The sequence below is a fragment of the Ruminiclostridium sufflavum DSM 19573 genome, assembly GCF_003208175.1.
Classification (GTDB): domain Bacteria; phylum Bacillota; class Clostridia; order Acetivibrionales; family DSM-1351; genus Ruminiclostridium; species Ruminiclostridium sufflavum.
Genome location: NZ_QKMR01000024.1, coordinates 1 through 23,071 on the forward strand (window position 1 = coordinate 1; position 23,071 = coordinate 23,071).

General features: G+C 37.4%; 37 protein-coding genes and 1 rRNA gene. 37 read left to right on the forward strand and 1 reads right to left on the reverse strand.

The annotated features are described in order from the left end of the window. The first annotated feature begins 182 nt into the window (after positions 1-182). The 34 genes from rrf (at position 183) to LY28_RS16095 (ending at position 19,163) form a co-directional block, all read left to right on the forward strand. A 5S ribosomal RNA gene (rrf, locus tag LY28_RS15930) occupies positions 183-299 on the forward strand. A gap of 623 nt (positions 300-922) precedes the next feature. Continuing rightward, on the forward strand, positions 923-1,234 hold the full coding sequence (gene rpsJ, locus LY28_RS15935) for a 30S ribosomal protein S10 (protein WP_004626630.1): 312 nt from the start codon (positions 923-925) through the stop codon (positions 1,232-1,234). 119 nt (positions 1,235-1,353) lie between these two features. Then, the gene (gene rplC / locus LY28_RS15940) at positions 1,354-1,992 is read left to right on the forward strand and encodes a 50S ribosomal protein L3 (protein ID WP_110463178.1); all 639 of its coding nucleotides are present in this window, start codon (positions 1,354-1,356) and stop codon (positions 1,990-1,992) included. Between the two features lie 25 nt (positions 1,993-2,017). Beyond that, positions 2,018-2,641 (forward strand): 50S ribosomal protein L4, encoded by a 624-nt coding sequence (gene rplD, locus LY28_RS15945; protein ID WP_110463179.1) that lies wholly within the window; start codon positions 2,018-2,020, stop codon positions 2,639-2,641. Further along, positions 2,641-2,994, forward strand: coding sequence for a 50S ribosomal protein L23 (rplW, locus tag LY28_RS15950; RefSeq protein WP_110463180.1), 354 nt, complete (start codon positions 2,641-2,643; stop codon positions 2,992-2,994). The genes rplD and rplW overlap by 1 nt, the downstream gene beginning before the upstream one ends. A 30-nt stretch (positions 2,995-3,024) precedes the next feature. After that, on the forward strand, positions 3,025-3,858 hold the full coding sequence (gene rplB, locus LY28_RS15955; RefSeq protein ID WP_110463181.1) for a 50S ribosomal protein L2: 834 nt from the start codon (positions 3,025-3,027) through the stop codon (positions 3,856-3,858). A gap of 94 nt (positions 3,859-3,952) precedes the next feature. After that, positions 3,953-4,234 (forward strand): 30S ribosomal protein S19, encoded by a 282-nt coding sequence (gene rpsS, locus LY28_RS15960; protein WP_110463182.1) that lies wholly within the window; start codon positions 3,953-3,955, stop codon positions 4,232-4,234. Positions 4,235-4,432: 198 nt separating this feature from the next. Next, on the forward strand, positions 4,433-4,777 hold the full coding sequence (rplV, locus tag LY28_RS15965) for a 50S ribosomal protein L22 (RefSeq protein ID WP_479692090.1): 345 nt from the start codon (positions 4,433-4,435) through the stop codon (positions 4,775-4,777). A gap of 19 nt (positions 4,778-4,796) precedes the next feature. Further along, entirely contained in the window at positions 4,797-5,465 is a 669-nt protein-coding gene (gene rpsC, locus LY28_RS15970; protein WP_110463184.1) for a 30S ribosomal protein S3, read from the forward strand. Then, positions 5,465-5,902, forward strand: a complete 438-nt coding sequence (rplP, locus tag LY28_RS15975) for a 50S ribosomal protein L16 (RefSeq protein WP_110463185.1) — start codon at positions 5,465-5,467, stop codon at positions 5,900-5,902. The genes rpsC and rplP overlap by 1 nt, the downstream gene beginning before the upstream one ends. Further along, the gene (gene rpmC / locus LY28_RS15980; protein WP_110463186.1) at positions 5,892-6,095 is read left to right on the forward strand and encodes a 50S ribosomal protein L29; all 204 of its coding nucleotides are present in this window, start codon (positions 5,892-5,894) and stop codon (positions 6,093-6,095) included. The genes rplP and rpmC overlap by 11 nt, the downstream gene beginning before the upstream one ends. A gap of 79 nt (positions 6,096-6,174) precedes the next feature. Next, positions 6,175-6,432, forward strand: a complete 258-nt coding sequence (gene rpsQ / locus LY28_RS15985; RefSeq protein ID WP_110463187.1) for a 30S ribosomal protein S17 — start codon at positions 6,175-6,177, stop codon at positions 6,430-6,432. Positions 6,433-6,476: 44 nt separating this feature from the next. After that, positions 6,477-6,845: a 50S ribosomal protein L14 gene (rplN, locus tag LY28_RS15990; RefSeq protein WP_110463188.1), complete on the forward strand. Its 369-nt coding sequence runs from the start codon at positions 6,477-6,479 to the stop codon at positions 6,843-6,845. 18 nt (positions 6,846-6,863) lie between these two features. Then, positions 6,864-7,211 (forward strand): 50S ribosomal protein L24, encoded by a 348-nt coding sequence (gene rplX, locus LY28_RS15995; protein ID WP_110463189.1) that lies wholly within the window; start codon positions 6,864-6,866, stop codon positions 7,209-7,211. A gap of 27 nt (positions 7,212-7,238) precedes the next feature. Beyond that, positions 7,239-7,781, forward strand: coding sequence for a 50S ribosomal protein L5 (gene rplE / locus LY28_RS16000; RefSeq protein ID WP_110463190.1), 543 nt, complete (start codon positions 7,239-7,241; stop codon positions 7,779-7,781). A gap of 15 nt (positions 7,782-7,796) precedes the next feature. Further along, positions 7,797-7,982 carry a type Z 30S ribosomal protein S14 gene (locus tag LY28_RS16005; protein ID WP_110463191.1) on the forward strand — a complete coding sequence of 62 codons (186 nt, stop codon included), beginning with the start codon at positions 7,797-7,799 and terminating at the stop codon, positions 7,980-7,982. 25 nt (positions 7,983-8,007) lie between these two features. Further along, a complete protein-coding gene (gene rpsH, locus LY28_RS16010) occupies positions 8,008-8,406 on the forward strand; it encodes a 30S ribosomal protein S8 (protein WP_110463192.1) in 399 nt (132 codons plus the stop codon). Between the two features lie 222 nt (positions 8,407-8,628). Then, complete coding sequence (gene rplF, locus LY28_RS16015) at positions 8,629-9,180, forward strand: 50S ribosomal protein L6 (protein ID WP_110463193.1); 552 nt, start codon at positions 8,629-8,631, stop codon at positions 9,178-9,180. Positions 9,181-9,197: 17 nt separating this feature from the next. Then, complete coding sequence (gene rplR / locus LY28_RS16020) at positions 9,198-9,566, forward strand: 50S ribosomal protein L18 (protein ID WP_110463194.1); 369 nt, start codon at positions 9,198-9,200, stop codon at positions 9,564-9,566. Between the two features lie 18 nt (positions 9,567-9,584). Further along, a complete protein-coding gene (gene rpsE, locus LY28_RS16025; protein WP_110463195.1) occupies positions 9,585-10,088 on the forward strand; it encodes a 30S ribosomal protein S5 in 504 nt (167 codons plus the stop codon). A gap of 12 nt (positions 10,089-10,100) precedes the next feature. Then, positions 10,101-10,280: a 50S ribosomal protein L30 gene (gene rpmD / locus LY28_RS16030; protein WP_110463196.1), complete on the forward strand. Its 180-nt coding sequence runs from the start codon at positions 10,101-10,103 to the stop codon at positions 10,278-10,280. Between the two features lie 13 nt (positions 10,281-10,293). Beyond that, positions 10,294-10,737: a 50S ribosomal protein L15 gene (rplO, locus tag LY28_RS16035; protein ID WP_110463197.1), complete on the forward strand. Its 444-nt coding sequence runs from the start codon at positions 10,294-10,296 to the stop codon at positions 10,735-10,737. Position 10,738: 1 nt separating this feature from the next. Next, on the forward strand, positions 10,739-12,028 hold the full coding sequence (gene secY, locus LY28_RS16040; RefSeq protein ID WP_110463198.1) for a preprotein translocase subunit SecY: 1,290 nt from the start codon (positions 10,739-10,741) through the stop codon (positions 12,026-12,028). Positions 12,029-12,331: 303 nt separating this feature from the next. Next, positions 12,332-12,976 carry an adenylate kinase gene (locus tag LY28_RS16045; protein ID WP_110463199.1) on the forward strand — a complete coding sequence of 215 codons (645 nt, stop codon included), beginning with the start codon at positions 12,332-12,334 and terminating at the stop codon, positions 12,974-12,976. Between the two features lie 3 nt (positions 12,977-12,979). Then, positions 12,980-13,747 (forward strand): type I methionyl aminopeptidase, encoded by a 768-nt coding sequence (gene map / locus LY28_RS16050; RefSeq protein WP_110463200.1) that lies wholly within the window; start codon positions 12,980-12,982, stop codon positions 13,745-13,747. A 95-nt stretch (positions 13,748-13,842) separates the two neighbouring features. Further along, positions 13,843-14,124, forward strand: a complete 282-nt coding sequence (locus tag LY28_RS16055) for a KOW domain-containing RNA-binding protein (protein WP_110463201.1) — start codon at positions 13,843-13,845, stop codon at positions 14,122-14,124. A gap of 42 nt (positions 14,125-14,166) precedes the next feature. Further along, a complete protein-coding gene (infA, locus tag LY28_RS16060; protein WP_110463202.1) occupies positions 14,167-14,385 on the forward strand; it encodes a translation initiation factor IF-1 in 219 nt (72 codons plus the stop codon). Positions 14,386-14,492: 107 nt separating this feature from the next. Continuing rightward, on the forward strand, positions 14,493-14,606 hold the full coding sequence (gene rpmJ / locus LY28_RS16065) for a 50S ribosomal protein L36 (RefSeq protein WP_110463203.1): 114 nt from the start codon (positions 14,493-14,495) through the stop codon (positions 14,604-14,606). A 427-nt stretch (positions 14,607-15,033) separates the two neighbouring features. Beyond that, positions 15,034-15,402 carry a 30S ribosomal protein S13 gene (rpsM, locus tag LY28_RS16070; protein WP_110463204.1) on the forward strand — a complete coding sequence of 123 codons (369 nt, stop codon included), beginning with the start codon at positions 15,034-15,036 and terminating at the stop codon, positions 15,400-15,402. Between the two features lie 21 nt (positions 15,403-15,423). Further along, the gene (gene rpsK / locus LY28_RS16075; protein WP_004620814.1) at positions 15,424-15,828 is read left to right on the forward strand and encodes a 30S ribosomal protein S11; all 405 of its coding nucleotides are present in this window, start codon (positions 15,424-15,426) and stop codon (positions 15,826-15,828) included. Between the two features lie 30 nt (positions 15,829-15,858). Continuing rightward, positions 15,859-16,488: a 30S ribosomal protein S4 gene (gene rpsD, locus LY28_RS16080; RefSeq protein ID WP_110463205.1), complete on the forward strand. Its 630-nt coding sequence runs from the start codon at positions 15,859-15,861 to the stop codon at positions 16,486-16,488. A 129-nt stretch (positions 16,489-16,617) separates the two neighbouring features. Further along, entirely contained in the window at positions 16,618-17,565 is a 948-nt protein-coding gene (locus LY28_RS16085) for a DNA-directed RNA polymerase subunit alpha (RefSeq protein WP_110463206.1), read from the forward strand. Positions 17,566-17,646: 81 nt separating this feature from the next. Then, positions 17,647-18,171 (forward strand): bL17 family ribosomal protein, encoded by a 525-nt coding sequence (locus tag LY28_RS16090; protein WP_110463207.1) that lies wholly within the window; start codon positions 17,647-17,649, stop codon positions 18,169-18,171. A 131-nt stretch (positions 18,172-18,302) separates the two neighbouring features. Then, on the forward strand, positions 18,303-19,163 hold the full coding sequence (locus LY28_RS16095) for an energy-coupling factor transporter ATPase (protein WP_110463208.1): 861 nt from the start codon (positions 18,303-18,305) through the stop codon (positions 19,161-19,163). Between the two features lie 2 nt (positions 19,164-19,165). Here the strand turns inward: LY28_RS16095 and LY28_RS16100 are convergent, their stop codons facing one another. Further along, positions 19,166-19,765, reverse strand: coding sequence for a class I SAM-dependent methyltransferase (locus LY28_RS16100; RefSeq protein WP_110463209.1), 600 nt, complete (start codon positions 19,763-19,765; stop codon positions 19,166-19,168). Positions 19,766-20,223: 458 nt separating this feature from the next. Here LY28_RS16100 and LY28_RS16110 point away from each other — a divergent pair, with 458 nt between their 5' ends. The 3 genes from LY28_RS16110 to truA all read left to right on the forward strand — a co-directional run bounded on the left by LY28_RS16110 (position 20,224) and on the right by truA (position 22,807). Next, positions 20,224-21,075 (forward strand): energy-coupling factor transporter ATPase, encoded by an 852-nt coding sequence (locus tag LY28_RS16110; RefSeq protein ID WP_110463211.1) that lies wholly within the window; start codon positions 20,224-20,226, stop codon positions 21,073-21,075. 110 nt (positions 21,076-21,185) lie between these two features. Beyond that, entirely contained in the window at positions 21,186-21,989 is an 804-nt protein-coding gene (locus LY28_RS16115; protein ID WP_110463256.1) for an energy-coupling factor transporter transmembrane component T family protein, read from the forward strand. A gap of 80 nt (positions 21,990-22,069) precedes the next feature. Continuing rightward, complete coding sequence (gene truA, locus LY28_RS16120; RefSeq protein WP_110463212.1) at positions 22,070-22,807, forward strand: tRNA pseudouridine(38-40) synthase TruA; 738 nt, start codon at positions 22,070-22,072, stop codon at positions 22,805-22,807. The last annotated feature ends 264 nt before the right edge of the window (positions 22,808-23,071 follow it).

The following is a 23,071-nucleotide window of genomic DNA, read 5'->3' on the forward strand; positions in this document are numbered from 1 at the left end:
TTTAATCTATAAATGAGAGTTTTTCAAATCGATAACATTATTTAGTTTTGAAGGTACAAAGAAGATTGTACTTGACAAAGCGAACAGGAATGTAATAGTATATGTAAGCGGTACAGAAGAAAGAAAAGGAAATGTTAAAAACTCTTCAAGGAGAGAAGAAGCTTGTTGAAGAGATACAAATTTCCGGTGGAAATGACGAGATGGACACACCCGTTCCCATACCGAACACGGAAGTTAAGCATCTCAGTGCTGATAATACTTGGCTGGTGACGGCCCGGGAAAGTAAGTCTCTGCCGGAATTATATCAGAGTTTTGAGCCTAAAGCTTGAAACTCTGTTTTATTTTGTTAAAAAAAATATAGAGCTGAATTTATAGATTATTATATCTTTTATGCGGGAATTTAGGATTTATACATAATTATAAGATAAGTTATATATTATAAGCCTATTATTAAAGTAAATTACGGCTTAAACCTTCGCGGCGATATTTTATATCGTTTTTTCAGGTCAATAAGCTTTTAAGCTAATTTTGAACGTAGTTTGGGTTTGAATTTGTTTTGACTTTAATTAAATAAAATAAAAATAACTCTTGCAAATGAATAAAAAATGTAGTAAAATATTGAATGTTGTGGCGAAGGCATACGATGACGTAGGAGATTGCTATTCAATAGAAATAGGTAACTTTTACTGAGAATGTCCGATTCAAGAAACCGGGCGACAAGTCACTGTACATTTTGCGTTATATAATATTGTGTAATATAATCGCTTTAAATGCCCAGGTTAAGTTTGTCCAATGAACCGAAGGTTCTGTGGGATAAGAACAATCCTGGGTTTTTATATAAAACGTTATGAAACACCCGGCGTAGTGTACAGAACAATACTTGTTGTACGTAACCAAATACAACGTACGAGGAGGTATATGTATGTCAAACAAACAGAAAATACGTATCAGATTAAAAGCGTTCGATCATCAGGTATTAGATCAATCAGCTGAAAAGATTGTTGAAACTGCCAAGAGAACAGGAGCAAAGGTTTCAGGACCGGTTCCTCTTCCTACTGAAAAGGAGATAATCACAATATTGAGAGCTCCGCACAAATACAAGGACTCAAGAGAGCAGTTTGAAATGAGAACTCATAAGAGATTGATTGATATTCTTCTTCCAACGCCAAAGACTGTTGACGCATTGATGAGACTGGATCTTCCAGCTGGCGTAGATATTGAGATTAAATTATAAGATATCTATAATATAATGAACTAACTCAGAGATTCATCGGTCAGGGCAGACAGGTCATGTTCATAGCGTGAAATGCGTCACGCAGACATATGAACCAATAACCATAGGAGGTAATTTAAATGAAAAAGGGAATGATAGGTAAAAAAATCGGAATGACTCAATTATTTGACGAAAAAGGATTGGTTATACCGGTGACAGTTATTGAAGCAGGTCCATTAACTGTTGTTCAAAAGAAGACAGTTGAGACTGACGGATATGATGCAATAAAGGTTGGATATTTAAAAGTTAAGGAAAAGAAGCTGAATAAGCCTAAATTAGGGCAGTTCACAAAGCTTAAGCTAGACCCGATGAAATATCTTAAAGAATTTAGGCTAGAAGATGTTTCAGGTTACGAAGTTGGACAGGAAATCAAAGCTGAAGATATGTTCCAATCTGGAGATAAAATAGACGTAACTGGTATCTCTAAAGGTAAAGGCTTTGCCGGTGTTGTTAAGAGATTTGGACAGAAAACCGGTCCGTTGACTCATGGTTCAATGTATCACAGAAGAACCGGTTCCTTGGGTTCAGGTACTACTCCGGGTAGAGTAATTAGAGGTAAGAAAATGCCAGGTCATTTGGGTATGGATAAAACTACAGTTCAAAATCTTGAAGTTGTCAGAGTTGATGCAGAGAGAAACCTTATTCTTATTAAGGGAGCTGTACCAGGTCCAAAGGGTGGATTGCTTGTTATTAAAAATACGGTTAAATCCGGTAAATAATAACGTTGAAGGGAGGACGTAACACATGCCAAAGGTTGATTTATATAACATGAAAGGTGAAGTAATCGGAGATGTTCAGCTTAGCGAAAATGTTTTCGGTACAGAAATAAATGAATTAGCACTTCACACTGTAGTAGTTAATCAGTTAGCAAACAGAAGACAGGGAACCCAGTCTACTAAAACCAAGAGTGAAGTTAGAGGTGGCGGTAAAAAGCCATGGAGACAAAAGGGAACCGGTCGTGCAAGACAAGGAAGTATCCGTTCGGCTCAGTGGATTAAGGGTGGTATTGTTTTAGGACCTAAGCCACGCAGCTACAAATATACTCTTCCTAAGAAGTTGAAGCGTATTGCATTAAAATCTGCATTGACATCCAAGGTATCAGCTAATGAAATGCTTGTATTAGATGCATTGGCATTAGATGCAATAAAGACAAAATCAATGGTAGGCGTTCTTAATAACCTGAAAATTGATTCGACTGCATTAATTGTAATTGATTCAAGTAATGAAAATGTTATTAAGTCTGCAAAAAATATTCCTGGAGTTAAGACTGCGTTTGTAAATACTATCAATGTATTTGATATTTTGAAGTATGACAAATTCATTATAACAAAGGATGTTGTTGAAAAGGTTGAGGAGGTGTACGCATAATGAGATTACCACAGGACATTATTCTTAAGCCATATATTACTGAAAAAAGTAATATGGAAATCGCTTCCGGAAAGTACACTTTTATAGTTGATGTTAAGTCAACAAAGACCGAAGTCAGAAAAGCGGTTGAAGCACTTTTTAATGTAAAGGTGTTGCAGGTAAATACGATGAATTATGATGGCAAAGTCAAGCGCACAGGTGTGCATGAAGGACCACGTCCGGCATGGAAAAAGGCTATTGTCAAAATAGATACTAATCCGAAGTCGGTTGAATACTTGGCTAAGGGCGGTAAGACAGTATCAAATGCTAAGAAATATAAATCCAGCATCGAAGAATTCGGTGTTGCTCAATAAAAGTTTTAAGTTATAAAGGAGTGAGAAGAGATGGCAGTAAAAAAGTATAGTCCTACAACCCCTGCCAGAAGGTTTATGACATCACTTGACTACTCGGAATTATCAAAGGTTGAGCCTGAGAAGTCATTGTTGGAGCCTAAAAGTAAAAACGGGGGAAGAAACTCATTTGGTAGGATTACTGTTCGTCACCAAGGCGGCGGTAATAGACAAAAATATAGAGTTATAGATTTTAAAAGAGATAAAGACGGGATTAAAGCAAAGGTAGCTACAATCGAATATGATCCAAATAGGACTGCAAATATTGCACTTCTTAACTATGCAGATGGCGAAAAGAGATATATTCTTGCGCCGGTAGGCTTAAGCATAGGTGATATGGTAGAGTCAGGTGAATCATCTGATATCAGACCGGGCAACGCACTTCCGCTTTCACATATTCCTCTTGGTTCATTAATTCATAATATTGAGCTTAAGCCCGGAAAAGGCGGACAGTTGGTAAGATCAGCCGGCAATTCTGCACAGCTTATGGCTAAAGAAGGCGAATATGCACAGGTTAGACTTCCGTCCGGCGAAGTTCGTATGATTAGAATTAATTGTAAAGCAACTATCGGACAGATTGGAAATATTGAACACGAAAATATTAAGGTTGGTAAAGCAGGAAGAAAAAGATGGATGGGTGTCAGACCTACAGTGCGTGGTGTTGTTATGAATCCATGTGATCACCCTCATGGTGGTGGAGAAGGCAAATCGCCTATCGGAAGACCAAGTCCTGTTACACCTTGGGGTAAACCAACTCTTGGTTATAAGACAAGAAAGAAGAAGAACAGTTCAGATAAGTTTATCGTTAAGAGAAGAAATCAGAAATAATGTATAGGGATGAGGCTTTTGAGCCTAGTAGTGAGAGCGGTGCAGCCGCTCCGCCAAATCCTAGAGATGCTGGCGAAGGGAGGATTTAAGAATTATGAGTAGATCAGTAAAAAAAGGACCTTATGTGTTAGAGTCTTTGATGAAGAAAATTGAAGATATGAACAAGGCTAATGAAAAGAAAGTTATCAAGACTTGGTCAAGAGCTTCAACTATATTTCCTCAAATGGTCGGACATACAATTGCTGTTCATGATGGAAAGAAGCATGTGCCGGTTTTTTTAACAGAAGATATGGTTGGCCACAAGCTTGGTGAATTCGCACCGACCAGAACATATAAGGGACACGGTGGCAATGAGAAATCCACTTCTCTGAGATAACAGAAGTTGGTTAATCAAGCACTGAAAGTATAAGTCTAAGATTAGAACTGAAAGGAGGCTATTCAGTTGGAGAAAAAGGTATTGTCCAAAGAGGAGCTATTAAAAAATAAAGATCAAATATTAGCTGAACAGAATGCTAAGCACAGGAAGTCAAATAAGCCTGCACTTCTTACTAAAAAAGAAAGAAAAGTTCTTGGTATAGGTAAGGATGAAGGAAGAGCAATATTAAAATATGCACGTATATCATCCAGAAAAGTTAAAATAGTACTGGATTTAATAAAAGATAAAGGTCTTGACGAGGCATATGCAATTCTCAAGTTTACTCCTAAAGCATCAGCAGAGGTTTTATATAAGATTCTCAAGTCAGCAGAGGCTAATGCAGTAAATAATAACAATTTAAATTATGGCGATCTTTATGTTGCTGAAGCATATGCAACACAGGGACCTACATTAAAGAGAATTCAGCCGCGTGCACAAGGAAGAGCGTTTAAAATTTTAAAAAGAACAAGTCATATTACACTGGTTGTAAAAGAAAGACAATAAGTGAAAAGGAGGTTGGATAATGGGCCAGAAAGTAAATCCACATGGATTCAGAATCGGGGTAATTAAAGATTGGGATACTAAATGGTATGCTAATAAAAAGACATTCAGCAATTATCTCGTTGAAGACGTTATGATCAGAGATTTTATAAAAAAGAAACTTTATATATCAGGTATATCAAGAATTGAAATTGATCGTGCAGCTAATAAAGTTAAAATTAATGTAAATACTGCAAAGCCGGGTCTTGTAATTGGTAAGGGTGGACAAGGCATTGAGGATTTAAGAAAAGAAGTTGAAAAATTGACTGGCAAGAGTGTTCTGATAAATATTACTGAGATTAAAACTCCTGATATGGATGCTCAGCTTGTTGCAGAAAATATTGCATCACAGCTTGAAAAGCGTATTTCCTTCAGAAGAGCTATGAAGCAGTGTATGTCCAGAACTATGAAAAGTGGTGCTAAGGGTATAAAAACTTCATGTGCTGGTAGACTTGGCGGAGCAGAAATTGCAAGAACTGAGCATTATCATGAAGGAACTATTCCGCTTCAAACACTTCGTGCTGATATAGACTATGGTTTTGCTGAAGCAAATACAACCTATGGAAAAATCGGCGTAAAGGTATGGATATATAAAGGAGAAGTTCTTCCAGCTGTTAAGAAAGAGATAAAAGCGGAAGGAGGAGTTAAATAATGTTAATGCCCAAAAGAGTAAAACGTAGAAGGGTTCACAGAGGCAGAATGACTGGTAAGGCTACCAGAGGCAATGTTGTAAGCAACGGCGAATTTGGCATTCAGGCTATGGAGCCTGCTTGGATAACAAGTAACCAAATCGAATCTGCCAGAATTGCTATGACTCGTTATATCAAGCGTGGTGGTCAAGTTTGGATTAAGATATTCCCAGATAAGCCGGTAACAAAAAAGCCTGCTGAAACTCGAATGGGTAGCGGTAAAGGTTCACCGGAATACTGGGTAGCAGTAGTTAAGCCGGGAAGAGTATTATTTGAGATCGCGGGAGTACCAGAAGAGACTGCAAGAGAAGCGTTAAGACTTGCTATGCATAAGCTTCCGGTAAAATGTAAATTTGTTGCCCGTGAGACAGAAATGGGTGGTGAAGCAAATGAAAGCTAGTGAAATCAGAGAAAAGAATATGGTAGAGTTGAATAAGGAATTGGTTGATTTAAAGTCTGAACTCTTCAAACTTAGATTTCAGCTTGCTACAAATCAGCTTGAGAACCCAATGAAGCTAAAGGATGTTAAAAAATCCATAGCCAAGGTTAAGACAATTATAAGGGAAAAAGAGCTTAGTGGTGCCGAAAAATAATAGTCAATAAGATTGATATAAGCTATTGAAAAACCTTAACCATAGAAGTATGTAAGTATTCGGAAGGAGGTAATTCCACTTGGTAGAAAGAGCACTGAGAAAGACTAGAGTTGGAAAGGTTGTCAGCAATAAAATGGATAAGACTATTGTTGTTGCTGTTGAAACTAGTGTAAAGCATCCGTTATACGGAAAGATTGTTAAAAGAACTTTTAAGCTGAAGGCACATGATGAAGAGAACAAGTGTAATATAGGCGATAAAGTTAAAGTTATGGAAACAAGGCCATTAAGTAAAGAAAAAAGATGGAGACTTGTTGAAATTGTTGAAAAGGCACAATAATATTGGTGTCAGTCTAAGCAGAAATATTGGAAGGAGGTACCATTATGATTCAAGTCCAGTCTAGAATGAAAGTAGCTGACAATACTGGAGCTAAAGAACTTATGTGTATAAAGGTTCTTGGCGGTTCTTGGAGAAAGTATGCTAACATAGGTGATGTAATAGTTGCTTCAGTTAAAAATGCAACACCCGGCGGTGTTGTAAAGAAGGGTGAAGTAGTTAAGTGTGTTATTGTACGTTCAAAAAGAGGTGTTAGAAGAGCAGATGGCTCATACATCAAATTTGATGAAAATGCTGCAGTAATTATAAAAGATGATAAAACCCCGAGAGGAACTCGTATATTTGGACCTGTTGCGAGAGAATTAAGAGATAAAGAATTTATGAAAATAGTTTCTCTGGCACCAGAAGTACTGTAAGGAAGGAGGCGGCTTAATTTGGCTAACAAAGTTCATATAAAGAAAGAAGATACGGTACTTGTTCTTTCAGGCAAGGATAAGGGTAAAAAGGGCAAAGTATTAAGCGTAAATCCTTCTACTAATCAAGTAATTGTTGAAGGTGTTAACATGGCAACTAAGCATAAAAAACCAAGAAGTAATTACCAGCAGGGTGGAATTATCCATCAGGAAGCACCTGTTGATAGTTCAAATCTGATGTTGGTATGTGACAAATGTGGCAAGCCTACAAAAGTAGCAAAGACAATTCTTGAAAATGGTGAGAAGGCAAGAACTTGCAAGAAATGTGATGAAATAATCGAAATAGTAATAAATAAAAAAGATGTTTAATAGCTCTACTGGAAGGAGGTAACGTGGATGGCAAGGTTGAAAGATAAATATAAATCGGAAGCAATTCCAGCTTTGCAGGCAAAGTTTAAATATAGCAGCAGCATGCAGATTCCGAAGCTTGAAAAAGTAGTTCTTAACATGGGCGTCGGAGAAGTTAAGGATAATCCAAAAGCTATGGATTCAGCTGTTAGTGATATGACGCTGATTTCTGGACAGAAGCCTGTTGTAACTAAGGCTAAAAAGTCAATAGCAGCATTTAAACTAAGACAAGGAATGAATATTGGTTGCAAAGTAACATTAAGAGGCGAAAGAATGTATGAGTTCGTTGACAAACTCTTAAATGTTGCTATACCTAGAGTAAGAGACTTTAGGGGTGTCTCAGGCAATTCATTTGACGGCAGAGGCAATTACTCTTTAGGAATCAAAGAACAGCTTATATTCCCTGAAATTGAATACGATAAGGTTGATAAAGTTAGAGGAATGGATATAGTTTTTGTGACTACGGCAAAAAGTGATGAAGAAGCCAGAGAGCTTTTGAAGTTGCTTGGTATGCCATTCAGCCAGAATTAAGGAGGGATTGAAGGCATGGCAAAGAAGTCCATGATAGTAAAGCAACAGCGTACACCCAGATTTAGTACTAGAGGTTACAATAGATGCAAATTATGTGGAAGACCGCATGCATACATTAGAAAATTTGGAATTTGCCGTTTGTGCTTTAGAGAATTAGCGTACAAGGGTCAAATACCTGGCGTTAAAAAGGCAAGCTGGTAATAGTCTTTGGAAGGAGGTTAAACATATGCAAATCACTGATGCAATCGCTGATATGTTAACCAGAATTAGAAATGCAGGTTCTGCTAAACATGAATCAGTTGATATACCCGCTTCCAACCTTAAAAGGTCAATAGCAACTATATTGCTGGAAGAAGGTTATATAAAGAATTTTGAAGAAATGAATGATGGTAAGCAGGGTGTTATCAGAGTTAATTTAAAGTATACAAATAACAAGCAGAATGTTATTACTGGAATAAAGAGAATAAGCAAGCCCGGGTTGAGAGTATATGCCGGTAAAGAGGAACTGCCTAAAGTATTGGGAGGACTCGGAATAGCAATAATTTCAACTTCAAGGGGAATTATGACTGACAAGAAAGCCAGAACTGAAGGTGTAGGCGGAGAAGTACTGGCATTTGTTTGGTAAAAGACGCAATTTTTCTGTTGAAAAATAGCGTAGGGAAAAACACTTCGTGTTTTTCATAATGGTCTGGCTGTTATAGATGGTTATCTGTGTACAGAAGATAGAAAGCACATTTTGTTTTTCCTGGCTATATGCCGATGAATGGCTATAAATTAATTAATAGCTAAAAAAAGGTCTGAAAAGGGCGAGTAATCGCTCATAATTTTAAGAACTGGAGGTATTGAAATGTCAAGAATAGGAAAGTTGCCTATTGCTGTCCCTAAGGGAGTAGATATTAAGCTTGACGGTGACAATGTATTGACTGTAAAAGGAGCAAAAGGCACACTTGTAAAAGCGTTCCACAAGGATATGATCATTAAAGTAGAAGGTGAGCAGATTTTAGTTCAGAGACCTTCTGATATTAAAATGCATAAGGCCCTTCATGGTTTAACAAGAACTCTTGTTAACAATATGGTTGAGGGTGTAACTAATGGATATGCAAAGAATCTTGAAATAAACGGTGTTGGTTACAGAGCTCAGAAGCAGGGGAAAAAGCTGGTATTAACATTGGGATATTCTCATCCTGTTGAAATGGATGATCCGGACGGAATTACAACTGAAGTACCTGCACCTAACAAGATAATTGTTAGAGGTATTGACAAGCAAGCTGTTGGAGAGTGGGCAGCAAAGATTCGCGGAAAGAGATTGCCTGAACCATATAAGGGTAAAGGTATTAAATACGATACTGAGGTTATCAGACGTAAAGAAGGTAAGTCAGGCGGCAAGGGTAAAAAGTAGAAAGGAGATGAGAGTAAATGATTAATAAACAGAACAAGAACGAGATTAGAGTCAGAAAGCACTTAAGAGTACGCAAAAAAATTAATGGAACTCAGGAACGTCCAAGAATGAACGTTTTTAGAAGTTTAAAGAATATCTATGTTCAAATCATTGATGATACGAACGGTAATACTCTTGTATCCGCTTCAACCCTTGATTCAGCTATAAAAGGAAAAGTTGCTAACGGTGGAAACAAGGAAGCAGCTAAAGAGGTTGGAAAATTAATAGCAGCTAAGGCTATTGAAAAGGGTATAAAGCAGGTTGTTTTTGATAGGGGCGGTTATATCTATCATGGAAGAGTTAAGGAGCTTGCAGATAGTGCCAGAGAAGCAGGTTTGGATTTCTAAGAGAAGGAGGGGAATACATTGCAACGAATTGATGCTAACACTTTAGGAGAGCTTAAAGAGAAAGTTGTTAATATAGGACGTGTAACAAAGGTTGTTAAAGGTGGTAGAAATTTCAGATTCAGTGCTCTTGTTGTTGTAGGAGATGAAAATGGATATGTTGGTAGCGGAATGGGAAAGGCAGCTGAAATACCCGAGGCTATTCGTAAGGGTATCGAAGATGCAAAGAAAAATCTTATTAAGGTTCCGTTAGTAGAAACAACAATTCCACATGAAGCTGTAGGAGTTTTCGGAGCAGGTAAAGTATTGCTCAAGCCGGCAGGAGAAGGAACTGGAGTTATAGCCGGCGGACCTGTCAGAGCTGTATTGGAGCTTGCCGGAATACATGATATCAGGACGAAGTCATTGGGATCAAACAATCCTATAAATATGGTCAATGCTACTATCAAGGGTCTTGCTCAGTTAAAGACAGTTGAAGATGTTGCCAGACTTCGCGGAAAAAATGCAGAAGAAATTCTAGGTTAGGGGGAAACATTAATGGCTAAGTTAAAGATAACTCTAAAACGAAGCACTAATAAAGCAGTCGCAAGGCAAAAAGCTACTGTAAAAGCGCTTGGTTTAGGAAAAATCAATACTTCTGTTGAGCAAAATGATAACCCTCAAATCAGAGGTATGATTAATAAAGTTTCACATCTTGTAAGTGTAGAAGAAATATAGGGAGGTGTAGTCAATGAAATTATTTGAATTACAGCCTGCTCCTGGATCCCAAAAACTACCTAACAGAAAAGGTAGAGGTATAGGCAGTGGTAACGGTAAAACAGCCGGCAAAGGTCATAAAGGACAGAATGCACGTGCGGGCGGCGGTGTTAGACCAGGCTTTGAAGGTGGTCAAATGCCTCTGTATATGAGATTACCAAAGAGAGGATTCAATAATTATGAGTTTGCAACTAAATATACAGAAGTGAATATTTCTCAATTGAATATATTTGAGGATGGTACTGTTGTAAATGAGGAGCTATTAAAATCATCTGGCCTTGCTAAAAAGATTATTGATGGAGTAGTTATTTTAGGTAACGGTGAATTAAATAAGAAATTAACAGTTCAGGCGGCTAAATTTACGAAAACAGCTATTGCAAAAATAGAAGCTGTAGGAGGAAAGGTCGAGGTGGTATAACGTGAGTGGAATGTTGGATACACTTAAGAATTCCTGGAAAATTCCTGATTTGAGAAAAAAACTCCTTATTACAGTGGGTTTGCTTATTGTTTTTAGGTTGGGTTCAAGACTTCCTGTGCCTGGCCTCGATCCTGCTGCTTTTGAGAAACTCCTTGGAAGCGGGCAGTTATTTAATTTTCTTGATGTTATTGGCGGCGGTGCTTTTAAAAATGCAACTATATTTGCAATGAGTATTACACCATATGTTAATTCATCAATTATAATGCAGCTCTTGACAATTGCTATACCCAGACTGGAGCAGTTGTCAAAGGAAGGCGAAGAAGGCAGGAAAAAGATAGGCCAATGGATTAGGTATGTTACAGTTATACTGGCTTTTTTACAAGCGACAGCTATTACTGTTGGTCTTAGATCTTCACTTATTTCAGGACTTAACGTTATGACCTTCATTACAGTAACATTTACACTCACTGCCGGTACAGCATTTTTGATGTGGCTTGGTGAACAGATTACAGAGTATGGTATCGGTAATGGTATATCTATGCTGATATTTGCCGGTATAGTATCGTCAGCTCCGACAGGTGCAATGTACCTTATAAATAATTATCAAATAGGAAACCTCGGCTCCGGAATTATAGGAATTATCAGTATTATAGCTATACTTTTAGTTTTTGTATTGGTAATAGCCTGCGTTGTTTGGGTTAATCAAGCTGAGAGGCGTATACCTGTACAATATGCAAAGAGAGTTGTGGGAAGAAAGGTATATGGAGGACAGAGCACTCATTTACCTATTAAGGTAAACTGGGCTGGTGTTATCCCGATAATTTTCGCTATGTCGATTATGATGCTGCCTTCTACTATAGTTGGATTTTTTGGCTCAAAATCAGAAAATGCATTTATTGTGTTTATGAAGGATTGGCCTTCACATTGGTCATATGCAGTATTTTACGGTATACTTATTGTTGCTTTTACATTCTTCTATACTTATGTTCAGTTCAATCCAATTGAGCTGGCTAATAATATGAAGAAAAACGGAGGATTTATTCCCGGTATAAGACCTGGAAAGCCGACATCTGATTATATCGCAAAGGTTTTGAACAGGATTACCTGGTTTGGTGCACTTTTCCTCGCAGTTATCACCCTGTTCCCATATTTAATTGGTGCTATTACCGGTGTCCAGGGCGTTTGGTTTGCCGGAACAAGCGTATTGATTCTAGTTGGTGTTGCACTTGATACTGTAAGACAGATTGAGTCACAAATGCTGACAAGACATTACAAGGGTTTTCTGGAATAAGAAGATATGTACTTTTTGTTTCAGAATATATTATTTGTGCAATTGATAAAAAAATGATAAAAATTGTTTGGGGTTTATGATACGTCATAGGCCCTAAACTTAGTATTAAATGTTTTATTTTTCGGCAAGAAAATTGCTATCGGCTTAAAGGCATAAATTTGAATAAGAGAGATAGGACAGTGTCTGAATATTTTATTGTGTAAAGGGCTTGAAGCCGTAATTGATTATATTGAATAAACGATAAAGGGGGACAGAGTCCATGCCGGTACTTATTACAACGAAATCTGTGCGTGGACATAATTCATGAAAATTATACTATTGGGGGCACCAGGTGCCGGTAAAGGTACTCAAGCAAAGGTAATCTCCGAAAAATATGAAATACCGCATATTTCAACAGGCGATATTTTCAGAGCAAATATAAAGGGCAATACAGCATTGGGGCAAAAGGTAAAGGGATATTTGGATAAAGGCGAGCTTGTTCCTGATGAGCTTACTGTAGAAATTATTAAAGATAGATTAGAAAATAATGATTGTGCCAAAGGATATATATTGGACGGATTTCCAAGAACAATTCCTCAGGCAGAATATTTGGATAAAGTTTTGATCGGGATGAATACTTCTATTGATAAAGCACTTTTAATAGATGTTAAGGATAAAGATATTATTGAAAGAATGTCCGGAAGACGTGTATGTAATAATTGCGGAGCTACATATAATATGGTTTTTAATCCTACGAAGGTTGAAGGCATTTGCGATGCCTGCAATTCCCCTGTGATTCAAAGGGCGGATGACTCGGCTGAAACTGTATTAAACAGATTAGAAACCTATCATAAGCAAACACAACCGCTTATTGATTACTATAAAAAAGCAGGAAAGCTTGTAACAGCAGAGGGTGCTGATGAAGTTAAAGAAACTACGGCAAGAGTTTTAAAAGTATTGGAGAGCTAAGCTATGTTTACTATTAAGTCGCAGGCGGAAATTGATAAGATGAGAAAATCCGGAGAGATTTTGTATGAAACTCTTCAGCTTATTAAGAAGAATTCTGTTCCGGGTGTTACTACTAAAGAATTGGACAGAATTGCTGAAGAATTTATAGTGAAAAACAAGGCTGTTCCGTCTTTCAAGGGATATGATGTGGGGATTCCTGGTGTTCCGCCTTTTCCTGCCAGCATATGTGCATCTGTCAATGAACAGGTGGTACATGGAATACCAGGTTTAAACAGGCTGAAAGATGGCGATATTATTAGCATAGATGTTGGGGTGTTTTTTAACGGATATCATGCTGATGCGGCCAGAACCTTCGCGGTTGGGAAAGTATCCGAGGGTGCACAGAAGTTGATCGATGTAACCAGACAAAGTTTTTTTGAGGGACTTAAGCAAATGGTTATAGGAAATCATATTCGTGATATTTCCGGTGCAATTCAAAATTATGCTGAAAATTCAGGATTCTCCGTTGTGAGGGATTTTGTAGGGCATGGTATTGGAACTCAAATGCATGAGCCACCTGAAATACCAAACTATGTTACAAAGCGCAGGGGGGTAAAGCTGGAAAAAGGGATGGTAATAGCTGTAGAACCTATGATAAATGAAGGCAGCTACAATGTTGAGGTATTGGATAATAACTGGACTGTTGTTACCTCTGATGGATTACTTTCGGCTCACTATGAGAATACTGTTGCAATAACGGAAGATGGGCCGGTGATACTGACAAGGTTCTAAAAAGTTTTTTTAATAAGCTATTGTTATTAGTTTTATTTTGTTGTATAATTTATAATTGGTTTGATTGTGAATCTAAATTATTGAGGTGACTAAGTTTGAATGTAGTCCTGGGACAGGTTGTGTATTCAAAAGCAGGGCGAGATACTGGGAAAATATTTATTATAACAGAGATTATAGACACTGATTACGTGTATATCAGCGATGGTGATCTTCGAAGAGTTGAAAATCCAAAAAAGAAGAAAATCAAACACTTAGTTATTACTAAAGATATTAATGATATAATTGTTCAAAAAATATCATCTGATATTAGAATTACGAATGCTGACATCAGGAAATCGCTTGCAGAATTTAAAAATTCAAATATAAAGGATGATTGATTATTTACTATAGATATTTCAACCTTTGGAGGAGGTGTTAGTTTGGCAAAAGATGATGTTATAGAGGTTGAGGGAACTGTTGTTGAGTCATTACCAAATGCTATGTTTCAAGTAGAATTAGAAAATGGACATAAGGTGCTTGCTCATATTTCAGGAAAGCTTAGGATGAATTTTATTAGGATTCTTCCGGGAGATAAGGTAACTCTTGAATTATCACCATACGATCTTACCAGAGGAAGAATTACTTGGAGAGCTAAATAATACATACCTTTATTATGGTCAATGACTAAAAAGAAAAGGTATTATTAAAAATATATAAGATTAAATAATATATGTAAATTTTTTCTTACCATAAGGAGGTTATTGTAATGAAAGTTAAACCATCAGTTAAGCCTATATGTGAAAAGTGTAAGATTATTAAGAGAAAAGGCAGAGTAATGGTTATTTGTGAGAATCCAAAGCACAAGCAGAAACAGGGTTAATAAGAACCCAATATTGTATTTATTAACTTCGTAAAATTTCATCAAGAAAGCGGCTGAACATAGAATTTTCAATTCATAAGAATTTTCAATTCATAAGAATTTTCAATTCCTTTGAATTATCCCAATTTCTTGTTTTTCTTGCTGATATTTTAAATATTTGACGATATCGTTTGGACTATGATGCCTGTGGGAATGGCGGTTGTATTTTACATCATTGTACATTCGGTGGAGAATTAGCTTGAAAAGCAAAATGCGGCTGCAAATTACCGCAACATTGCTTTGCTGATTTTTATGCCCAAGCTGGGCGTGGAGGTTAGCTCGAAAACGCGAGCATGCTTTAGGTGCATTCACCAATGAGCTTCGCGTGGCAAAAGGCCAAAGGCTTTTTGAAAGAAACATGAGAATTTTATTGGAGGTGTAAGATAAGATGGCACGTATTGCCGGAGTGGATTTGCCCAGAGAAAAAAGGGTAGAAATTGGTCTCACCTATATCTTTGGAATTGGAAGAGCTAAGTCTAATGAAATACTTGTGAAGACTGGCATTAACCCAGATACCAGAGTAAGAGATTTGACTGATGAGGAAGTAAATAAGCTTAGAGATGTAATTGACAAAGAGTTTAAGGTTGAAGGTGACCTGAGAAGAGAAATTGCTTTAAATATTAAGCGTCTTATTGAAATTGGATGCTACAGAGGAAGAAGACACAGAATGGGTCTTCCTGTCAGAGGTCAGCGTACAAAGACTAATGCCAGAACCAGAAAAGGGCCTTCAAAGCCTGTTAGCGGTAAAAAGAAATAGTTAAAGGAGGTTTGCAAACACATGGCAACAAAAACTGCTGGTGCTAAAAGGACTACCAGAAAGAGAAGAGAACGTAAAAATATTGAACGTGGAGCTGCTCATATACGTTCATCTTTTAATAATACAATTGTTACCTTGACAGATACTGCTGGAAACGCGTTATCATGGGCAAGTGCAGGTGGACTTGGTTTCAGGGGCTCAAGAAAGAGCACTCCGTTTGCTGCGCAAATGGCAGCTGAAACTGCTGCAAAGGCTGCAATGGAACATGGACTTAAGACTGTTGAAGTATACGTAAAGGGACCTGGAGCAGGTAGAGAAGCAGCTATAAGAGCATTACAGGCTGCAGGGTTAGAAGTAAGCCTTATTAAGGATGTAACACCAATTCCTCATAATGGCTGCAGACCACCTAAGCGTAGAAGAGTATAATTGATTATTAAAATGGAGGTGTAAACTTAGATGGCAAGATATACTGAAGCAGTTTGCAGACTCTGCCGCAGAGAAGGCGAAAAGTTATTCTTAAAGGGCGAGAGATGCTATACTGATAAATGTTCTATATCAAAAAGGGCGTATGCGCCAGGACAACATGGACAGGCAAGAAAGAAAATGTCTGAATATGGCATACAGCTTCGTGAGAAGCAAAAGGTTAGAAGATTTTACGGCGTATTGGAAAGCCAATTTAGCAAATATTTTGAAATGGCTTCAAGAAAGCGCACCGGAATCACAGGTGAAAATCTGTTGCAAATTTTAGAGACAAGACTTGATAATGCTGTCTACAGACTGGGCCTTGCAACATCAAGACCTGAGGCAAGACAGCTGGTTACTCATGGTCACTTTAAGATAAATGGCAAGCGTGTTAACATTCCATCTTATTTGTTAAAGGTGGGAGATGTTATTTCGGTTGCCGATAAGACAAAGAGTTCACCAAAGATAAAATCAATCAGCGACATTGCAGGCGGAAAAGTAATTCCAAAATGGCTTGAATTTGATGCTGAGAACTTAGTAGGAAAAGTTGCCGCTCTTCCTGCAAGAGAAGATATTGATTTACCAATAAAAGAACATTTAATCGTAGAGTTGTACTCCAAGTAATAATTCATAAAATGGTAGATGACTTGGAAGCAACTGAAAGAATTATTTTATTAATAATTCTCTATGAGGATTGTTTGTTAGAATCAGTTGCCCTCAAAAAATAAAAATGTTGTTAAGGGAGGGTTCTTGGTGATAGAAATAGAAAAACCTAGAATAGAATGTGTATCTAATAGCGATGATAACACTTATGGCAGGTTTATAATTGAGCCTTTGGAGAGAGGCTATGGTATTACGCTTGGTAATTCCTTAAGAAGAATATTGTTGTCTTCATTGCCTGGTGCAGCTGTTAATTCAATTAAGATTGATGGAGTATTACATGAATTCTCCACAGTTCCGGGTGTAGTTGAGGATGTAACAGAGATAATACTTAATATTAAGTCTCTTTCATTAAAAATGCATACAGAAGGATCAAAAGTTATTTACATTGATGCAAATGGAGAAGGACCAATTACGGCCGGTGATATTATCACCGATCAGGACGTTGAAATTTTAAATCCGGATCTTCATATTGCAACATTAAACGGTGACCATAGATTCTATATGGAAATGGTAATCAGTGTGGGTAGAGGTTATGTGGCTGCTGACAAGAATAAGCAGGCAGGGCAGCCGATCGGTGTGGTTCCGGTTGACTCTATTTATACACCGGTTAAAAAGGTCAACTATACTGTTGAAAATACTCGTGTAGGACAGATCACAGACTATGATAAGCTTACTTTGGAAGTTTGGACTGATGGAAGTATCAATCCTGATGAAGCTATAAGCCTTGGGGCAAAGATTCTGAGTGAACATTTGAATTTGTTTGTGGATTTGTCTGATCAGGCTAAGCATACAGAAATAATGGTAGAAAAAGAAGAAACTAAAAAAGAGAAAGTTCTTGAAATGACTATTGAAGAGCTGGATTTATCTGTAAGGTCTTACAATTGTCTTAAGAGAGCCGGTATAAATACTGTTGAGGATCTTACCAACAAAACCGAAGAGGATATGATGAAGGTTAGAAATCTAGGCAGAAAATCTCTTGAAGAAGTTCTTCAAAAACTGCAGGCTCTTGGTCTTGTATTAACTCCAAGCGAAGAGTAATTTTTGAATTGCCGTCTGATACTGGAAGATTAATAAATAATAAATCGTATTCGTTAAATTATTGAGCAAGGAGGGAAAGAAATGCCAGGATATAGAAAGTTAGGTCGTGCGTCAGACCAAAGAAAAGCCATTTTAAAGAATCTGACAACAGCCTTATTTGTAAGTGGTAAAATTCAAACTACTGAAGCGAGAGCTAAGGAAGTTAAAAATATTGCTGAAAAACTTATCACTATGGCAATCAAGGAAGCTGATAACTTTACTTCAAAGGCAGTGAAGGTCAGTAGTGCAAAGGTTGACAGCAAGGGTAACAAGCTTACTGATTCTAAGACATCAAAGAATGGCAAGAAGTATTTGGTTATTGACAGAGAAATAAAGACTGATATGGTGTCCGTTGACAGTCCATCAAGATTGCATGCCAGAAGGCTCATGATGAATTGGGTATATAGACCGACAACAGCTGATGGAAAGAATATTAATATCACAGATAAGCTTTTTGATGAAATTGCTCCAAAGTATAAAGGGAAAAACGGTGGTTACACCAGAATTTACAAGATTGGACAAAGAAGAGGCGACGCTGCTGAAATGGTTATCCTTGAATTGGTCTAATTTAAAAATGAAATAGCATGTTGGACTGCCAACTTGTTACATGGTAATTTTGAACTGGAAATAGGGGATTAGGCATCAATAGTGCTTAATCCCCATATTTATTTTATAAAGGTTAGTTTTGGAGGTAAGCTTTGAACAGCAATATTTTTGATGTAAGTGACGTTAACTTTTTATATGCTGCCTATGACAATAACAGTCAAGATGTTCATGCCCTTAAGGATATTAATATTAAGATTCAAAAGGGCGATTTCGTTGTTATTCTCGGAAGGAACGGCTCCGGTAAATCCACATTATCGAGACTTTTAAATGCCTTGCTTATTCCACAGACAGGTAAGGTTCTGGTAATGGGAATGGATACCGCAGATGAAAATAATACTTGGAGTATACGAAGTACGGCAGGAATGGTATTTCAAAATCCAGACAATCAAATAATTGCAACTACTGTTGAAGAGGATGTTGCGTTTGGGCCTGAAAATCTGGGAGTTGAGCCCGGGGAAATAAGAAAGAGAGTAGATGATGCCTTAGCAACTGTCGGTATAAGCCATTTAAAAGAAAATGCGCCGCATCTTTTATCCGGAGGACAGAAGCAGAGAGTCGCAATTGCGGGTATTCTTGCCATGAAGCCACAGTGCATTATTTTGGATGAAGCTACTTCCATGCTGGACCCTGTCGGACGAAAAGAGGTAATGAGCATATTGCGGAAATTGAATGAAGAGGAAAGCATTACCATAGTCCACATAACACATCATATGGATGAAGCAGCACTGGCTAAGAGATTGATTATAGTTGACAATGGGAAAATTGTTCTTGATGGCAAGCCTAGGGAAGTGTTTAGCAAGGTAAGTATTTTAAAAAGCTTTGGGTTGGATGTTCCTCAAGTGACTGATTTATTCTATTCTCTCAAGCAGCAAGGAATAGATATAAAAAAATTACCGTTGACAGTTGAAGAGGCGTTTGAAATTATTGATGATTTACAAAAACACACCTCTTAAGATTATATTTTCTTTATGCTTTTGTAAACTCTTATTCCGCCGCTTTTATCCATATCCTTAACATTACCGAAAACCTTCATCATAGTGTTTTTCAGTGTTGAGCCGCCTTTGTTATGAAAGGCTACTAACCAAAGTGAGCCGTTATCTGATAAATGTTCGTAGGCTTCCGATATTAAGCGTATATTTAATTCTTTGCCGGCTGCAATCGGAGGATTTGAAACTATATCGTCAAATATTCTATCTGATAAGGATGAAAAAAGATTGCTGTTTATTACTTCAACTTTAAGGTTATTAGTCTTTGAATTATTTCTGGAATATTCCAATGCCCTGTTGTTTACATCGATCATTGCAACCTTTTGTTCGGGGAAAAGAGCCTTTATATATAAACCTATGGCTCCGTAACCGCAGCCGATGTCAAGGACGGCAGATCCGCTCGGAGAAAAGCTCTTAATGAGATTGCAGGAGGCTTTATCAATTCTTGTTCCAAATGAGAATACTCCGCTTACAGATGTAAAGCTCAGTTGAATACCTGAAAGGTTTTCGGCAAATGCTTTTTCCTTGATATCTGATTCGGGATTTTCTGAATAGTAATGCTGACTCATGCTTGTAAACCTCCGGGAGTTCATGTAAAATCGCTATAATTAAATATTATTGCGTCCAAATAACCGTTAGCTAATATTATAACATAAATAAAGAATAAATTATTAAAAAATTCCATGATGAAGGTTTAAGCCTGAGGCATATGCTATTGGTCTACGCCGTCTTTTCTTCATATCCAGTTGCAGCATAATATAATAATTTTTATCAACGATAAAACAGGGTATAATAATTTGGTAATATATTATTGCTCTTTTCTTCATAATGGAGCACATTTGTGGTATTATAGATTGACGGGTGAACGGTAAGCTTTTAAGCTGGCTGTTTTGCACAGCTTGGGTTTGAATCTTGTTTTTGATTTTAGAAGGCCTTAGCCTCAAAGCCATACTATCTTCCGGGAGCATCGGTTTTTTGCCGAGAGTAATTGACTTTTGTAAATAATTATTAGGAGCAACAGTAGAGTATGCCAATTAAAATTGAAAATTTGTACTACACATATATGAATGGCGGGCCCTTTAAAAAAGATGCCTTGCATGATATAAATTTGGAGATAGCTGATGGAGAATTTATTGGAATTATTGGACATACCGGATCAGGCAAATCAACATTGATTCAGCATTTAAACGGTATTTTAAAGCCGACAAAGGGGAATGTAATAATCAATAATATAAACACCATGCAAAAAAATTTAAAAGAGCTGAGAAGCCAGGTGGGTATTGTTTTTCAATATCCGGAGCACCAGCTTTTTGAAGAGACTGTAAAGAAGGACATATCCTTTGGCTTAATTAATCAGGGGCTGAGTCAGGAGGAAATTGATAAGAGAGTAATTTCCTCATTGGAATCAGTAGGTCTCAGTGATAGAATTCTTGATAAATCACCATTTGAGCTTTCAGGAGGACAGAAGAGAAGGACAGCTATTGCAGGAGTCGTCGCAATGATGCCTAGAATACTGGTTCTGGATGAGCCGACGGCAGGACTGGATCCGAAAGGCCGGGATGAAATTTTTGGTTATATCAGTAAGCTCCATGAGGACTTTAATATGACTGTTATTCTTGTTTCTCACAGCATGGAGGACATAGCGAAGCTGACTGACAGGGTTATAGTTATGAATGAGGGGACAGTATTTATGGATAAGCCGTCGAGTGAGGTATATGCCGATCCGAAGGCACTTGAAGGAATAGGCCTGTCAGCTCCGCAAATAACATATTTAATGAAAAGGCTGAAAACTATATTTCCTGAAATTAATGAAAAGGTATTAACTGTTGAAGCAGCCTCAGAAGAATTGATAAAGCAGCTGAACAAGCGTGTGCATTGAACAAACCGGTACTAGAAGAAATTAATTCAAAGAAACCTATTAGAGCAACCGGGGTTTTATTAAGTGAGAAGGGAGAATTAACAAAAGGCATACGGTCTTTTGAGAAAAACATGATAAGAGATATAACAATCGGGCAGTATGTTCCGGGAAGTTCACTTTTGCATAAGTCAGATCCGCGGACAAAACTTATACTTACATTTGTAATGATGATATTTATTTTTATGATAGATACTTACTGGGGGTATCTGACACTTGCCATATTTACGGCGATTACTGTTATTACCTCAGGTATTCCGGTTAAATTTGTTTTGAAGGGATTAAAACCAATTGTTTTTATAGTTGTCTTTGCTGCTGTAATAAATACATTTACAATAAGCGGTACTCCGATTTTTGAATTAGGCTTTCTTAAACCGACTTATGAAGGGCTGAATGTTGCGGTGAAGATGGCTATTAGGCTATTTCTCCTGATAATTATGGCCAGTCTGTTAACCTATACAACTACGCCGATATCCCTTACAGACGGTATTGAGAAGCTTCTGAATCCTTTAAAGCGTATAAAGGTACCTGTTCATGAGATATCGATGATGATGACGATTGCATTAAGATTCATTCCGACGCTTCTTGAAGAAACTGATAAAATTATTAAAGCTCAATCCTCCAGAGGTGCGGATTTTGAAAACGGAAATTTAATTGCAAGAGCAAAAAGCTTCATTCCGGTACTGATTCCACTGTTTATCAGTGCTTTCAGAAGAGCCGACGAATTAGCAACGGCAATGGAAGCAAGGTGCTATAGAGGAAGTGAAGGAAGAACCCGGATGAAGCAGCTTAATTTCACGAAGAACGATGTTATCATAGCAGCTATTACAATTGCGTTTATGGCGTGGGTGCTGGTTATGCAGAATGTTTCAAAATAACTTGATAAAGTTTTTAATACAAAAGCTTATTTAAGCGATAGTAGTTGTCTCATAATTAAATTATCAATTATAGGTGTGGAATGCGAAAAATCAAGCTTAAAATAGAATATGACGGTACCAATTATCATGGGTGGCAGATACAGAAAAATGCTAATTCTGTGCAGGAAACTATTGAAAAGGCTATTTACAAGCTATTGGGAGATAAGACGGGGATTGTGGGCTGCAGCAGAACGGATGTGGGAGTACATGCATATGGGCAGGTGGCTCATTTTGTTACGGATTCAAGTATTCCGGGAGAGAAATTTTCCTACGCAATAAACAATCTGCTTCCGGAGGATATTGTCATAAAACATTCAGAAGAGGTTCAGGAGGATTTCCATTCCAGATATTCCGCCAAAGGTAAAAAGTACAGATATTTAATATATAATGAGGCTCATGCCTCGGCAATTATGCGCAACAGGACATACCATGTCAGACCTGAGCTGGATTTTGAAAACATGAAAAGGGCAGCAAGGTATTTTACGGGACAGCATGATTTTGCTGCTTTTCAGGCAACAGGCGGGCAGGTTAGAAGTACTGTAAGAGAGATATTTAGTATTGAGCTTTTAAGGAAAGAAGACAATCTGATTAGTATAGAAGTTTCCGGAAGCGGCTTTTTATACAATATGGTAAGGATAATAGCCGGTACTTTAGTATATGTAGGAATGGGAAAAATTGAGGCCGATGAAATACCGGATATAATTGAGAGTGCGGACAGGACCAGAGCAGGCAAAACTGCACCTGCTGAGGGACTGTATCTGATGGAGATTTATTATTGACGGAGCTTGAGGAAAAGCGGTTTTTTGAGGTATAAAGCTTTTTTATGATTATTTCTAATGGAAAATATGGTATCAAAAAAGTGAAATGAAAAGTGATTATACGAGAGAATGGGACATATATCGAGATAAATAGAGAGAAAATAAGAGATAAATTAAATTATTCGCAATTTATACTTGACAGGGAGTTGTGTCTATATTAAAATATGTAAGTGTCCTAAACGGTTACTTTTAAAATTAAGAAGAAATTAACTGTTAACATAAAAA